This is a genomic window from Streptomyces sp. NRRL WC-3742 (genome assembly GCF_000720635.1).
Taxonomy (GTDB): Bacteria; Actinomycetota; Actinomycetes; order Streptomycetales; family Streptomycetaceae; genus Kitasatospora.
Genome location: NZ_JOCF01000054.1, coordinates 1 through 12,993, shown reverse-complemented (window position 1 = coordinate 12,993; position 12,993 = coordinate 1). Strand labels below are relative to the sequence as shown.

Here is a 12,993-nt window from a genome sequence, read left to right as displayed (position 1 = left end):
GTCCTGGATGCGCAGCGCGGCCGTGGTGCTCAGCCCTGGAGGGCTGGCAACGTCACGATCACGAGGAGGCGGCCGGTGCCGGGGCGAGCCGTGCTCAGTCTTGGAGGGCTGGCAACCCGAGGAAGGCGTCGAGAACGTCGCCAACCTCACCGCCGTGCTCAGCCCTGAAGGGCTTGCAACACGCCAGCCACCTACGCGCCGGGCGAGGTCAGCAGGTCGTGCTCAGCCCTGGAGGGCTTGCAACATCTCCCGAACGGTGGTCGTTCGGCGGGACTTCATGACGTCGTGCTCAGCCCTGGAGGGCTTGCAACGTGGTCTCGTGGCCGGCCCACTCGCCGTCACGTCGTGCTCAGCCCCGGAGGGCTTGCAACCCACCGAACTGCCCGCCGTCCTCGCGGCCATCACCGGTCGTGCTCAGCCCTGGAGGGCTTGCAACCCGCCCAGTTCCTGCACGGCCAGGTGCCCCACGCGGGTCGTGCTCAGCCCTGGAGGGTTTGCAACGCCGCGCGTACGGCAAGGACCAGCAGCTCCACCCGGGTCGTGCTCAGCCCTGGAGGGCGGGCCTGTCGGATGAAGTGGTTCCCCCCAACCGGATGGACCGTGGAGCCAGCGATGAGGCCGCCGGGGCGATAGCGACCTGACGGTCAGTCAGGAAAGTCAGCATGAGGTCAGCATGAGGATGAGTACACCCTGCTGCACGTGCGAACACACGAGAGCACTCATCGTCCATGCCGACCTTCTGTGGGACGGCCGGATACCTGCTCTCAGTCTCCAAATGCACCCCTGATCAAGATCATCTTTGTCCGCCTGCAGATCGACGAGGACTATCTCTGGCCGGACGCGAAGTCGGAGACCCAGCGCGTCGACGAGGCTGATGCGGAGATCGTCCACCTCTACCCGCACCGGTCCTCCGTACCACCGGAGTTGTGGCTGCAGTTCGCCGAGCGGGCCACGACCGAGATCGGCGTCCTCGTTCACGCCGGCGTGCATCTCGCCGAGAACCCGCGGTGGCATCGGACGCTCACTGAACGGGCGCGGTCGGGAGTCCGTGTCCGCGTGCTGCTCGGCGACCCGGACAGCCCCGAGATCGCGCGCCGTGGCGAGGAGGAGGAGATCGGCGAGGGCGTCGCGTACAAGGTACGCGAGGTCATGAAGCTCTACCGGCCGCTCTACGGTACGCCCGGCATCGAGTTCCGATCTCACCGTTCCACGCTTCACAACTCCCTGTACAGGTTCGACGACGAGATGCTCGTCAACACCCAGATCTACGGGGTGAGCGCCCCGCTGACCCCGGTGCTGCACCTGAGGCGAGTCGTCGGCGCCCAGCTGGTCTTGACCTACCAGCACAGCTTCGACAAGGTCTGGGCGAGTGCTGTTCCCCTACCGAGGCAGGCATTGTGAGCCGTACCGACTACTTCGACGACCCAGGCGCCCCAAAGGCCCAGCGGATCGTACCCGCCGTCACCGCCTTCGTGGTGAACGACCGCGGAGAGCTGCTCCTTGAGCGGCGCTCCGACAACGGTCGGTGGGGGATGCCGGGCGGAGTTCTCGAGATCGGTGAGAACCTTCCGGGCGCCGTCGTACGCGAAGTGCGGGAGGAGACGGGCATCGAGGTCGAGGTCACCGGTCTCGTCGGCACCTACAGCGATCCGGGCCACGTGATCGAGTTCTCGGACGGGGAGGTCCGGCAGGAGTTCTCCCTTTGTTTCCGGGCGAAGCCGGTCGGCGGCGACCTGGGTGCCAGCTCCGAGTCCTTCGAGGTCCGTTGGGTGCCTCGCGAGGAACTGGTAGCGCTGGACATCGCCCCGACGACCAGGCTCCGCCTCGGCCACGGCTTCCGGACCGAGACGGCCCCTCACCTCGGCTGAGTCAGGAACGGCCGGTCTCGGTGAGCCGCTTCGCCACGCGGTCGACCATGGCCAGCAAGGCCGGCCTGGCTGCTGACACGGCGCGATGCACAACGTGATCCGCGCCGTATCGCCGGAGTACCTCGTCGAGCCTGGAGACGGGGTCGACCACGGTGCCGTCAGGGCCGCTGGTGAGATCGCAGTAGGTGATCGCGTCCAGTAGCTCGGACGGTGGCCGGCGGAAGGCCGAAAGCTCGGCCGACAAGCCCAGTTCGGCGGCCTCCCATTCCGAGGAGGAGTGGTAGGCGACGAGCGAGCAGACCGTCGGATCGACGCCCGAATGCCTCAGGTACCGGGCACCGTCGATCATGTGCTGCCCGGTGTCGACCACTGAGGCGGCGTAGCCGACATCGTGCAGGATCGCGGCGACGGCAACCAGCTCGCCGTCCGCCCCGAGCACCGGCGCGAGAAGCCGGGCCTGCTCGAGGACTCGTCGGGAGTGCGACCACCGTGAGGGAATTTCCGCGAGCAGTGATTCGGCAGTCCGGTACGCGAGGCTCAGATGCATCGCCTCAGGCTAGATGATCGATTCCAAGGTGTTCAGCGGTCGTCCGAGGGCAGGAAGGCAAGCGCCTGCTGGAGGTTGTACTCGGCGATCCCCATCATCGCTTCACGGTCGGGGAAGTCTCCATCCAGCAGCCGCAGCGGTCCGGCGACGAGCGACAGTCGCATCGCCAGCATGTAGAAGGCCAGACGCTGTTCATCGAGGCGACCGCTGTTCAGCCACCGGTAGTGCTCGCCGAAGCGGATTCGTAGGAACGCATGCTCCCATTCGACGTCGAAGAACATGAGGCCCTCGATGTCGATGAGGACCGGCTGCCCGAGCCGGTCCACCAGCACGTGGTCGGGCCCGAGCTCCCCATGGATGAGCCCGTACTCCGAGCGCGGACACACGGAGGCGGCCAGCCCGCGAACCTCCTGCTCCAGGCGCTCGCGGACACGCCCGATCCGGGCGTCGCGCGAGGCGGCCTCAGCGAGGTCGTCGAGCGCGCGGTCGAGGACGACCTGCTCACACGATCGGCCCCGGGAGGTGCCGCCATCGTCGATCAGGGCGACCTTGCCGAAGCCCGGTCCTGTGTGCCGCCGCATGACGTCGAGTGCCTCGGCCAGCAGCGCCAAGGTCGCCTCCGCGCGGTGCGGGTCGCGGCGGAGCAGTGCCTCGAGGTTCTCGCCGGGCACGTCCTCGACGACGGCGGTGTCCGCCGGGTAGCGGCTCCGGCTCCGGTCGGCCAGAAGAATTCGGGGTGTGCGGATCCCGAGGGCATCCAGGCGGGTGTTGGCGGCCTGGAACAGATCGATGCCGGAGGCGTGTGAGAACGGGTTCGCGTGATCCTCGGCGTCACCGGCATGCGTGGCGGGCCAGTAGTTCTCGGCGTCGTCCCAGATGTAGACGATCGCGCTGGTGTCATCGTCAAAGATGAGGCGGTACACGCCCTTCTTGCTGCCGCCTCGGAGCCGTGACACGCCGGTGAGGCGATGTCCGGCCCCCAGAGCCGCGCGCGCGACCCCTTCCAGATGCTCACACGTGACAACTCTGCGCGCCATGTCCACGACCTGCCTCCCCCACGTTTCGGCTGCGCGGTCGCACCCTGCCGGAGGAGGGCGAAGGATCGGTTCCTCGGGCGCATCACCGCACAAGCGGCCGATTTTAGGTGATGCCTGCGCGCATGCGAGGAGGGAGTCCAACGTCGGTGTGTGAAGCCTCGGCCCCGGGTCGCGGAGGAGGCCAACCGGTGGCTCCGGCATGCGGGTTGGACCTGCGCCTGACCGGATTCGGATCAGTCGATTCGCGGATCGGGCTGGTGGGCGAGCCTGATGCGGTGCTGTGCCGGGGCAACGCGGACGCGATGCAGGAGGTCCTGGGCTTCCTGAAGGACGGGGTGCCGGTTGCGCTGGCCGGCGGTGGCGACGGCGCCGGAGCGGATCGCGAACGCCGCCCTCGAACTCCAGGCGGGACGCCGAACCAGTCACCCCGAGCTGTTTCTGTTCAAGTCCTGGGGTGAGGTACAGGAGTACGTCGAGCAGGACAAGGCCGGCCAGGACCTGAAGGCGATCGTCAAACTGGTCGACGACTACGGGCCGCAGGTGGTCCTCAAGGCCGTGGCGCAGCTGAGCCCGGAGGGCGACGCCAGGGTCACGGTGTCCACCGTGCACAAGGAGAAGGGCCGTGAGTGGGGCACCGTACGCGTCGGCGAGGGGTTCTCGCCTCCGCCGGTGACCGACGAGGGGCGCCAGCTGCCCATGAAGTCGGACGAGGCGCGGCTCGTCTACGTCGCGGTTACCCGTGCCCGTCACCAGCTTGACGTGCGTCAACGCTTCTGCGCCTGGGCCCAGTCTCCCGTCACGGGGCCGCGGGGTCCCGATGGCAGAAACGGAACCGGGCCGTTCGGCCCTGGTCCGCAGGTTGTTCGGCAGGCAGGATCGTCGCGACCCTGCCATGGCGGACCCGGTGACGGCGCGCAATGGGGCCGGCCGGTCGGGGAGAAGGGGACGTCCGGCCCTCGCTGCGGTCGCGGCTGCGGGGTGAGTATCGGGGGCATGGAACGCGAACGTGAAGCGGTCAGCGACCGGCAGTGGCTGGCGCTGCTGTCAGGACGGCAGGTGGGGCGCCTGGTGTACACGGTCGGCGCGCTGCCCGCCGTGCTGCCGGTCCGCTTCCGCCTCGAGGACGACGGTTCCCTGCTGCTGTGGGTGCCGGTCACGGTCGGCCTCGGACGGGCCCTGGACCGGGCGGTGGTGGCCTTCGAGGCGAGCGAGGTCAGCGAGGCGGACGGCGGCGGCTGGAGCGTCACCGTGCTCGGACACGCCACTGCGACGCCGGGAGCGGGCACCGTGCGCCTGCGGCCGGAGCTGGTGACGGGCCGACGGTTGGCACCGGTGGCCCCGGCCGGGGAACTATGACCCGGCGGCGACTGCTGCCGGCGCCGTACGGCTGCTTACGTCTGCGCCAGCGGCGCCTTCCAGACCAGCCGGGTCCCGGTTTCCTCCGGCGTCTGCAGTTCGAACGTGCCGCCCACCTTGCCCGCCCGCTCGGCGAGGTTGCTCAGCCCGCTGCGGCGGCCGTCGGCAGGGATGCCGACGCCGTTGTCGGCCACCACGAGGACGACGTCCGTCCCGGTGGCCCGCAGGACGACCTCCACCCGGTCGGCGCGGGAATGCCGAGCGGCATTGCTCAGCGCCTCCCGGAGCACGGCCATCACCTGTTCGGCCAACTCGGCGGACACATCGGTGTCGAGCAACCCCTCCATGCTGAGCTGAGGTGCGAAGCCGAGCGCCTCCTGCGCTTCCCCGACGACCAGGGCGGCTTGAGCGCGAAGGCTGTGGGTGGCGTCCTGGTCACGGGCGCGCAGGCCGAAGATCGTCGACCTGATGATCTTGATGGTCTCGTCCAGATCGCCCACTGCGCGTACCACCCTGTCCGCCGCGCCCGGGTGCTCGATGAAACGGGCGGCGCTCTGGAGAGTCATCCCGGTGGCGAACAGTCGCTGGATCGCGAGGTCGTGCAGGTCACGCGCGATGCGGTCGCGGTCCTCCAGCAGCGCCAGCTGCTCGGCGTCGCTGCGGCGCGCGGCCAGCTCCAGGGCCAGCGCCGCCTGGTCGGCGAAACCGAGCAGCGGCCCGATCTCCTCCGTGGTGAACGCGGGCTGCCCGGACGGCCGCGCGAGAAGCAGGACGCCCTGGACCTGGCCGTCGGCGGCGCCGAGCGGGACCGCGACCGCCGGGCCCAAGCCGTCGAAGCGTCGCGGCCCGGCAGCGAACCGGGGGTCCGTGTGAAGGTCGGTACTGGTCGCCGGTGCCCCGCTGGTGTACGCCGCGCCGGACAGGGTGCCCTCGGCCGGGACCGTCAGCCCCAGCCTTCCGGTGGCGTCCGAGCCGACGGCGAGTTCGACCGTCAGCCGGCCCGTTCCGGGCAGCGGCACGGACACGTCGGCGAGCTCCGCCCCGGTGATCTCCCGGGCGCGCTGGGCGATCAGCTCCAGTACCTCTCCACGCGGGCTGCCGGACAGCAGGCCCCGGGTGATCTCCGCGCTGGCGCGCAGCCAGCGCTGCTGACGCTGCGACTCCTCGTACAACCGGGCGTTGTCGATGGCCACGCCCGCCGCGACCGCCAGGGTGGTGATCACCGTCTCGTCGTCGGAGTCGAACTGAGCGCCGCCGTGCTTCTCCGCGAGGTAGAGATTGCCGAACACCTCGCCACGGATCCGCACCGGGACCCCGAGGAAGGTGTGCATCACCGGATGGTTCGCTGGAAAACCGTAGGACGAGGCGTGTGCGGACAGCTCGGCCAGTTGCAGCGGCTCCGGATGCCGGATCAGTTCACCGAGGATGCCCTTGCCCGTGGGGTAAGGGCCGATCTCCGCGATCTCCTCCTCCGACATCCCGACCGTGTGGAACTGTGACAGGCTCTGCCCGTCCGGTCCGATCACGCCGAGTGCCGCGTATCGGGCGTCCACCAGGACGGCGGCCGCCTCGACGATCCGACGCAGCGCCTGGGTGAGGTCGAGCTCGCGGCCGACGGAGAGTACCGCCTCCAGCAGGTTGTGGACCCGGTCACGGGTGCCGCGCGCGGCGTCGATGCGGGACTGGAGTTCGTCCAGCAGCTCGTCCAGACGCAGCTGTGGCGATGCGGCCTTGTCCCCGCCCACGGGTGTCCTCCTCGACGTGCGTGACCCGTCTCAGCAGGGCCTCGGGTTCACAGTAGCGGCCGGGCGCAGGCGGCGGCAGCCCACCCGTGCTCGGATCGATCCCGCCGACAGGCCCGAAGGTCCCCGCTTCGGGAGCTTGCCGGCCCTGTGCTGCCCGGTGCCGGGCCGGTCATCGTGTGAGCGATGGGTGACGAGCGGAGGAGCTGGACATGGAGTCCGAGGTGCCCCTGCTCGGATCGGTCCGCCGGCACCGTGTGCAGCATGCCCGCTGCCCCGTCCTCATCGTCCGCCACGCCCACAACGAAACGGCAGGACCGGGACGTTGACCCGAACCCGCGAACCTCTCGCCCGCCCGCTGCCGGACAGCTCCGCAGACCGGCAGGCTGTGGCTGCGCCGGTCGGCATGTCCGTGCAGGCTGCCGGCGCCCTGGACATCGAGGCCGCCGGCGCGGCCACGAGCACCGCGTCCAGCGCCGGGCCAGCCGCTTCAGCCACCTCGGCCCGCTCGCTCCCGGACGGCGCTGACACAACAGCCAGCCCTGGCGCTTCCGCCCCGGCCCAGACCGCAGGAGCCTGCTGGTCTTCGCCGACCCCACACGCACCGTGCCCGTTGCCGATCCGGACGGCCGATCCCTGCACATCTCCGGCTCGGCGCTGTTCAACCTGAAGACGGCCGGCCGGCACCGAGGGGCTGACGGGCGATGGCTGTCCAGGCGCCGGCGATCGAGTTCGCCCCGTTGACGGTCTTCGCGTTTCCCGCTGCGGTCGCCGCCGACCGACTCCTCCTCAGCGGTACACAGCGCGGTCGATGGTGAACCTGAAAAACTCGCCCTCCGACCAGCGCTCGGTGCCGTACCACCATCCGGCGCTCGCGGTGCGTGGGATCGTGAAGCCGCCGAAGACGGCCTCGTCCTGGAAGCCGGCGCCGAAGACGTGCTCGCGGTAGCCGCTGCGGTCCGGATCACCCCATCGGCACAGCGTGACCGACTCCAACGCCCCCGAAGCCGCGACCTCCACCGTCACATGGACCTCACGCTCCCCGACCGGGACCCGGGCGACGGCCCGCCGGTCGTCGATCGGCTCCCAGACGATCGCCGGCCCCAGGGCCGCAGTCGGCACGAAAACGAACTCGCCCGCCAGACGACCGGCGGCGCTGCGGGTGATGTCGGCTCCGGCGCCGGACATGACCGGGAACGCGCCGAGCAGCCGCCAGCGCATCTCGCCGGTCCCGTTGCTGTACCGGTCGAACCCGCTGACCGGCAAGGCGGTCAGATGCGCGGTCGCCGCCCAGAGGAACCCCTGCGGCGGGGTGAGGATCTGAGCGGCCTCAAACCTCCGCCAAGCGCCCAGGCGGATCTCGCCGTGCATGGCCAACTCGACCGAGCGCAGCAGCGCGGTCCCGGGGGCGATGGCGTGCACCAGCCAGCGCCGCACCGGCGGAGGAAGGTGCACCACCATGGCCGGATCGAACACCGCGGACCGTGGGGTGGGGACGGCAAGGGACGCCCATTCCCGGCGCGCCCGACCGGTGAGCGTGCGTGGAGGGCGCCCGACGGCCGCTGCCCGGCTCACGGGAACCTCACCTCTGTGTCGTGGCGCATGACGAGTGTGCCGGCGAGCCGCCACAGCACAGCCACGCCCAAGAGATGGACAAGGCCGTGTCCGGCCAATACGGCGCCGCCCAGCCATCGCACCGCCCGTTGCCCGCCGGTGGGTCCGTGACCACGCTCCGGCGGGGCCGTTCCCGTCGCGGACGACGGTCGATGCCGAACGGATCCGGGCACTTCTGCCTCCTGGCCTCCGGACCCGCCAACCGGGTCGCCGACTCTGAGTCTGGCCGCCGTGAGGGGGTGCTTCCAGGGCCGAACGGCACCGATGCGCCCGGCCAACGGCCCGATGCGCACGAGGCCGACAGCCCACTGGGCCTCCTCGGTGCGCGAGCCGCCCGTCGCCGAACCATAGGCCGGCGGTGTCCGCACCCTGTGCTGGAGGTTCAGGTCCCTCTCGCCCCGGTCGGAGCCGAAGGCGGGGTCACGAGGCCGGGCGGCCTGTGGTGGTGTGGGCGGCCAAGGTCTGACTGGCGATGACGGCGGCTTGGACGCGGCGCTCGACGCCGAGCTTGGCCAGCAGGCGGGAGATGTGGTTCTTGACGGTCTTCTCGGCGAGGTAGAGGCGCTGGCCGATCTGACGATTGGTCAGCCCTTCGCCGATCAGGGCGAGGATCTCCCGCTCGCGGTCGGTGAGTTGGGGGAAGTCGGGGGTCCGCTGGGTGGATTCGCCGCGCAGGCGGGCCATCAGCCGCGCGGTGGCGCCGGGGTCGAGCATGGACTGGCCGGAGGCGACCGTGCGGACGGCGGAGACCAGGTCGGTACCGCTGATCTGCTTCAGGACGTACCCGGCGGCCCCGGCCACGATGGAGTCCAGCAGGGCCTCCTCGTCGTCGAACGAGGTGAGGATCAGGCAGGCCAGCTCCGGCATGCGTGAGCGCAGCTCCCGGCAGACCGTGACGCCGTCGCCGTCGGGCAGACGCATGTCCAGGACGGCGACGTCGGGGCGCAGCGCAGGCACCCGGGCCAGGGCCTGCTCGACGGTGCCCGCCTCGCCGATCACGGTCAGGTCGGGTTCGGCGTCCAGGAGGTCCTGCACGCCCCGGCGGACGACCTCGTGGTCGTCGAGGAGGAATACCTTGACCGGGGTGTTCGCCTGACCTGCCACGTTCTCCGCCATGCCTTCTCCGTTTGCCTCTGCCCGCTGCCAGGGCGGGGCGGATGAATCCACACGGCAGTGTGCCGCGGCTGTCGATCAGCCGGTAGGGCCGGATGGCCCTACTTCCCCCTGGTCGGCGCAGCGCGGGGTGTGGGTCACGCTGCGATGGCCGCCTGCAGGTCGTGCTGTCCGAACAGGGCGGCGGCGTGGTGGCGTGGGGTGGGGTAGCCGGCCGGGCCGTAGCCGATGCGCAGGAGCATCTGGGGAGCGCAGCGGTCCGGGGAGGTTACGGCCATCCGGGGGCGCAGGTCGGGCCATTCCAGGGCCTGGTGCAGCATGGAGGCGCGCAGGCCATGGAGGGTGAGCAGGAGGAGGGCGTGCTGGAGCGCCTGTCCGGCGCGCAGCCAGTCCGCGCGGCGGTCGTGGCCGGTGGTGAGCAGGAGGAGCTGGGGGTCGGGCTCGAAGGCGGCCCGTTGCCGGACGAGGCCGTCCTGTTGTCCGGCGAAGGCGCGCATCGGCAGCTGCCCGGCCGTGTCCTGGGGCCCGATGGCGTAGGCGGGCAGGCCCCTGGTGTCCTTGGGGTCGGTGATGCAGGCCAGGGTTTCGGCCCGGCGTTCCGGGTCGGTGGTGCTGCGGCGTTCTGCTTCGGCGGTGAGATCGAGCAGTCGGGTGCGTTCGTGCCGGTCCGGTCGGCGAAGGTCCGCGCCGTCGAGGCGGGCGGCCGCGGTGAGCTCGGCGAGGACGGTGCCGGGAACCGGCTCGGGGCTGAACGGGAGGCGGCTGCTGCGGCGGCGCCAGATTGCCCGGTAGAGGTCGGGCCGGCGCAGCAGGGCGGCGCGGGGCCGCCCGGCGAGGCGGACGGTGGCGAGCAGGTCGGGGACCTCGGGGCGGGGCAGCAGCCGGACGACGGGTTCCCGTCCCAGGTGGACGGCGGCCGCGGCGAGGTTGCAGAGCGCGGCGCCGACCGAGACGTGTAATGCCCGGGCGTCGGGGTCGGTGGCCCGCAGGGCGTACCGGGAGGCGGCGTGTACGTGGATGGTGCGGGCGGGTGCGTCGAAGGCGGAACCGCCAGGGCTGGGTGTTGTGGATGGAGGGCGCGGCGGTCGCCGCGGCGACGAGGGCGTGCGCGGTCGCGTCATCGAGGGGCTGTTTCGGCATGGGGTGCTGTCGTCCTTCCCGAAGGCTGAGATGGTCCGGTCGCTGTGTCCGATGACGGTTGTTCAGCCGCGCTGGGTGTCGTCGGTGCGGGGCTTGCGGGAGGCGCGACCGGACCAGTCGGGTTCGAGTCGTGCCCAGGAGTGTTGCCATGCCTGGTCCGCTCGCCGGTCAAGGGTGTCCAGCCGCCGACCGAGGCCGGCGGCGACGAGGACGGACAGGCCGACCAGGGTGAGCAGGCCGACGCAGACCGCGTCGCCGGTGACGTGCGCCGCACTGGTCGGCGCGGCGGTGAGGTAGGCGAATGCGGCGCCGGCGCCCAGCAGGCCGGCCAGGGCGATGCCGAGCACGGCGAGGAGCAGGGCCCGGCTGCGGGCTCGGTCCAGGGGCCGGGCCAGCTCGTTGATCTCCTCGCCGAGGGCCCGGCGCAGGTGGCCGCGCCACGGCGGGATGGGACGGGCGGACCGCGCAGGGCGGGAAGTACTGGGCATGTCCGTGAACTCCTTCGGGGTGGCCTGCTGGTCGATGGGGCGAGATCGCCTTGGGTTCCGGGGCGCGGAGCAACCGCCATCGGGGCTGCGCCGCTACTCTCGCGGCCCTGGGTACGGCAGCACAGGGACCGACGGGCCGCACCGAAGGCCACAGGTCCCTGATCGGCCCACCCACGCGGGTGGCGCGTGCCCCTACGACGCCTGCGCCCTGACGAATCAGCAGGCGACGGTCAGTCGTCCCGACCGGCTGTTGTGCTCCGAACCCCGCGCCAGCACGTGCGGGACCCGGGACCCTCGGGCTGTTGCAGTCGGGACCCGTGGCGGCAGGACGAGGGACCGACGGTCCCTGGGGCGCGCCGGCTCGCCGCCCGGAGGATCTCTACCGGCGGACAGCGAGCCTTCGAGTGCCTCGTCCGCCTTCCCGCCCACCGCATAAGGAGTCAGCTCATGTCCGCGCCCGACCACGGAAGACCGGCAGCCGCATCGCCCACGCAGCGGAACAAGACGTTCGGGCTGCCGGCCGCGACCGCCCTGGTCGTCGGCAGCATCATCGGTACCGGGGTGTTCGCGCTGCCCTCCGCGCTCGCCCCGTACGGGCCGATCGCGCTGGTGGCGTTCCTCCTGGTGACGATCGGGGCGTTGGCGCTCGCGGTGGTCTTCGGGCGGCTGTCGGAGCGGGTGCCGGGCAGTGGCGGCCCGTACGTCTACGCCCGTGAGGCGTTCGGCGAGTTCGCCGGGTTCCTGACCGCCTGGTCGTACTGGATAACCGCCTGGGCCGGCAATGCGGCCATCGTGGTGGCCTGGGTGGGTTACGTCGAGGTGTTTGTCAACAAGGGCCACCACACCTGGGGTTCGATCGCTATTGCGCTGGCCGGGCTGTGGCTGCCGGCCGCCGTCAACCTCACCGGAATGCGCAACATCGGCGCGTTCCAGGTGGTCACCACGGTGCTGAAGTTCCTGCCACTGGCGTTCATGGCCACGGCCGGTCTGCTGTTCATCAAGTCCGGCAACTTCGGCGCCTTCAATGCCGGCGGCGGCTCGGCCCTCGGTGCAATCTCGGCAGCCGGGGCAATCGCCCTGTTCAGCTACATCGGCCTGGAAACCGCCTCCGTTGCCGCCGGGCGGGTGCGCGAGCCGAAGCGCAACGTGCCGCGGGCGACCGTGTACGGCACGCTGGCCTGCGCCGCGATCTACCTGCTCGGCACGCTAGCCGTGTTCGGCACCGTCCCGCACACCCAACTGGGCAACTCCACCGCGCCGTTCACCGACGCCATGAACAACATCGCGGGCGGCCACTGGGCCGGCAATCTGGTCGCCGCCGCGGCGATCGTCTCCGGGCTCGGCGCGCTCAACGGCTGGACCCTGATCTGCGCGGAGATGCCGATGGCTGCCGGCCGCGACGGGCTCTTCCCGCAGGCGTTCACCAAGGTCCGCGGCCGCAGCGAGGTGCCCGCCTTCGGCATCGTCTCCGCCACCGTCCTCGCCTCGGCGCTCACCGTGATCAGCTACACCCGGTTCACCAAGGTCTTCACCGAGATCGTGCTGCTGAGCGTGCTCACCGCCGTCATCCCCTACCTGGTCTCGGCCGCCGCCCACCTGTACTGGCTGGCGGTGCGCGGCCGGGAGGAACTGGAGCGGCGGCGCTTCGCCCGAGACGTCACCGTCACCGTTCTCGCGCTCGCCTTCTCGTACTGGTCGATCCAGGGCAGCGGCTACCAGACCGTCTACTACGGCCTCTTCACCATCCTGCTCGGCATCCCGGTCTACATCTGGCTGAAGCGCCCGCACGCCGACCAGCGCCGCCGGCTGACGCCACGGCACCAGCACTGAAGCGGACGCCCACCAGCCCACCAGCACTGAAGAGAAGGAGCACCGATCATGTCCACCCTTCGCGTCGAGTCCGAGACCGGCCGCCTGCGCCAGGTGATCCTGCACCGCCCCGGCCTGGAACTGTCCCGGCTGACCCCGCGCAACGTCGACGAGCTCCTTTTCGACGACATCCTGTGGGCCAAGCGCGCCCGCGAGGAGCACGACGCCTTCGCCCAGGTCCTGCGTGACCACGGCGTGCGCGTCCACCACTACGCCGGC

Annotated in this window: 12 protein-coding genes; 5 read left to right on the top strand and 7 right to left on the bottom strand. The window is 70.9% G+C overall.

What is annotated here, in order from left to right:
• Nucleotides 1-741: 741 nt before the first annotated feature.
• Both IH61_RS0126905 and IH61_RS0126900 read left to right on the top strand, forming a co-directional pair.
• The gene (locus tag IH61_RS0126905; RefSeq protein WP_199823391.1) at nucleotides 742-1,401 is read left to right on the top strand and encodes an XRE family transcriptional regulator; all 660 of its coding nucleotides are present in this window, start codon (nucleotides 742-744) and stop codon (nucleotides 1,399-1,401) included.
• Nucleotides 1,398-1,868, top strand: coding sequence for an NUDIX domain-containing protein (locus IH61_RS0126900; protein ID WP_031074345.1), 471 nt, complete (start codon nucleotides 1,398-1,400; stop codon nucleotides 1,866-1,868). The genes IH61_RS0126905 and IH61_RS0126900 overlap by 4 nt, the downstream gene beginning before the upstream one ends.
• A gap of 1 nt (nucleotide 1,869) precedes the next feature.
• Here IH61_RS0126900 and IH61_RS0126895 read toward each other — a convergent pair whose 3' ends face one another.
• Both IH61_RS0126895 and IH61_RS0126890 read right to left on the bottom strand, forming a co-directional pair.
• Nucleotides 1,870-2,415, bottom strand: coding sequence for an HD domain-containing protein (locus IH61_RS0126895; RefSeq protein ID WP_031074343.1), 546 nt, complete (start codon nucleotides 2,413-2,415; stop codon nucleotides 1,870-1,872).
• Between the two features lie 32 nt (nucleotides 2,416-2,447).
• Nucleotides 2,448-3,452 carry a phosphotransferase gene (locus tag IH61_RS0126890; RefSeq protein ID WP_031074340.1) on the bottom strand — a complete coding sequence of 335 codons (1,005 nt, stop codon included), beginning with the start codon at nucleotides 3,450-3,452 and terminating at the stop codon, nucleotides 2,448-2,450.
• 357 nt (nucleotides 3,453-3,809) lie between these two features.
• Here IH61_RS0126890 and IH61_RS48860 point away from each other — a divergent pair, with 357 nt between their 5' ends.
• Entirely contained in the window at nucleotides 3,810-4,808 is a 999-nt protein-coding gene (locus IH61_RS48860) for a pyridoxamine 5'-phosphate oxidase family protein (protein ID WP_051838080.1), read from the top strand.
• A gap of 35 nt (nucleotides 4,809-4,843) precedes the next feature.
• Here IH61_RS48860 and IH61_RS0126880 read toward each other — a convergent pair whose 3' ends face one another.
• From IH61_RS0126880 to IH61_RS0126860, 5 genes are all read right to left on the bottom strand, one after another.
• A complete protein-coding gene (locus IH61_RS0126880; RefSeq protein WP_031074338.1) occupies nucleotides 4,844-6,553 on the bottom strand; it encodes a GAF domain-containing protein in 1,710 nt (569 codons plus the stop codon).
• Between the two features lie 786 nt (nucleotides 6,554-7,339).
• Nucleotides 7,340-8,242 carry a DUF6544 family protein gene (locus IH61_RS0126875; protein WP_324607622.1) on the bottom strand — a complete coding sequence of 301 codons (903 nt, stop codon included), beginning with the start codon at nucleotides 8,240-8,242 and terminating at the stop codon, nucleotides 7,340-7,342.
• A gap of 342 nt (nucleotides 8,243-8,584) precedes the next feature.
• Nucleotides 8,585-9,280, bottom strand: coding sequence for a response regulator (locus IH61_RS0126870; RefSeq protein WP_031074336.1), 696 nt, complete (start codon nucleotides 9,278-9,280; stop codon nucleotides 8,585-8,587).
• A 134-nt stretch (nucleotides 9,281-9,414) separates the two neighbouring features.
• The gene (locus IH61_RS41445) at nucleotides 9,415-10,398 is read right to left on the bottom strand and encodes an Acg family FMN-binding oxidoreductase (RefSeq protein WP_324607621.1); all 984 of its coding nucleotides are present in this window, start codon (nucleotides 10,396-10,398) and stop codon (nucleotides 9,415-9,417) included.
• A gap of 81 nt (nucleotides 10,399-10,479) precedes the next feature.
• Nucleotides 10,480-10,905, bottom strand: a complete 426-nt coding sequence (locus IH61_RS0126860; protein ID WP_031074335.1) for a hypothetical protein — start codon at nucleotides 10,903-10,905, stop codon at nucleotides 10,480-10,482.
• Nucleotides 10,906-11,352: 447 nt separating this feature from the next.
• Between IH61_RS0126860 and IH61_RS0126855 the strand changes: the two genes are divergently transcribed.
• Both IH61_RS0126855 and IH61_RS41440 read left to right on the top strand, forming a co-directional pair.
• On the top strand, nucleotides 11,353-12,735 hold the full coding sequence (locus IH61_RS0126855) for an APC family permease (protein ID WP_051838078.1): 1,383 nt from the start codon (nucleotides 11,353-11,355) through the stop codon (nucleotides 12,733-12,735).
• A 48-nt stretch (nucleotides 12,736-12,783) separates the two neighbouring features.
• Nucleotides 12,784-12,993, top strand: a 210-nt coding sequence (locus IH61_RS41440) for an arginine deiminase family protein (RefSeq protein ID WP_037973410.1), incomplete at its 3' end; no start/stop codon positions are given.

Excerpts from the sequence above, each read along its gene's own strand:
- IH61_RS0126890 (WP_031074340.1), bottom strand. The coding sequence starts at position 3,452 with ATGGCGCGCAGAGTTGTCACGTGTGAGCATCTGGAAGGGGTCGCGCGC.
- IH61_RS0126855 (WP_051838078.1), top strand. The coding sequence starts at position 11,353 with ATGTCCGCGCCCGACCACGGAAGACCGGCAGCCGCATCGCCCACGCAG.
- IH61_RS0126895 (WP_031074343.1), bottom strand. The coding sequence starts at position 2,415 with ATGCATCTGAGCCTCGCGTACCGGACTGCCGAATCACTGCTCGCGGAA.
- IH61_RS0126860 (WP_031074335.1), bottom strand. The coding sequence starts at position 10,905 with ATGCCCAGTACTTCCCGCCCTGCGCGGTCCGCCCGTCCCATCCCGCCG.
- IH61_RS41445 (WP_324607621.1), bottom strand. The coding sequence starts at position 10,398 with ATGACGCGACCGCGCACGCCCTCGTCGCCGCGGCGACCGCCGCGCCCT.
- IH61_RS0126870 (WP_031074336.1), bottom strand. The coding sequence starts at position 9,280 with ATGGCGGAGAACGTGGCAGGTCAGGCGAACACCCCGGTCAAGGTATTC.
- IH61_RS0126875 (WP_324607622.1), bottom strand. The coding sequence starts at position 8,242 with ATGGCTGGGCGGCGCCGTATTGGCCGGACACGGCCTTGTCCATCTCTT.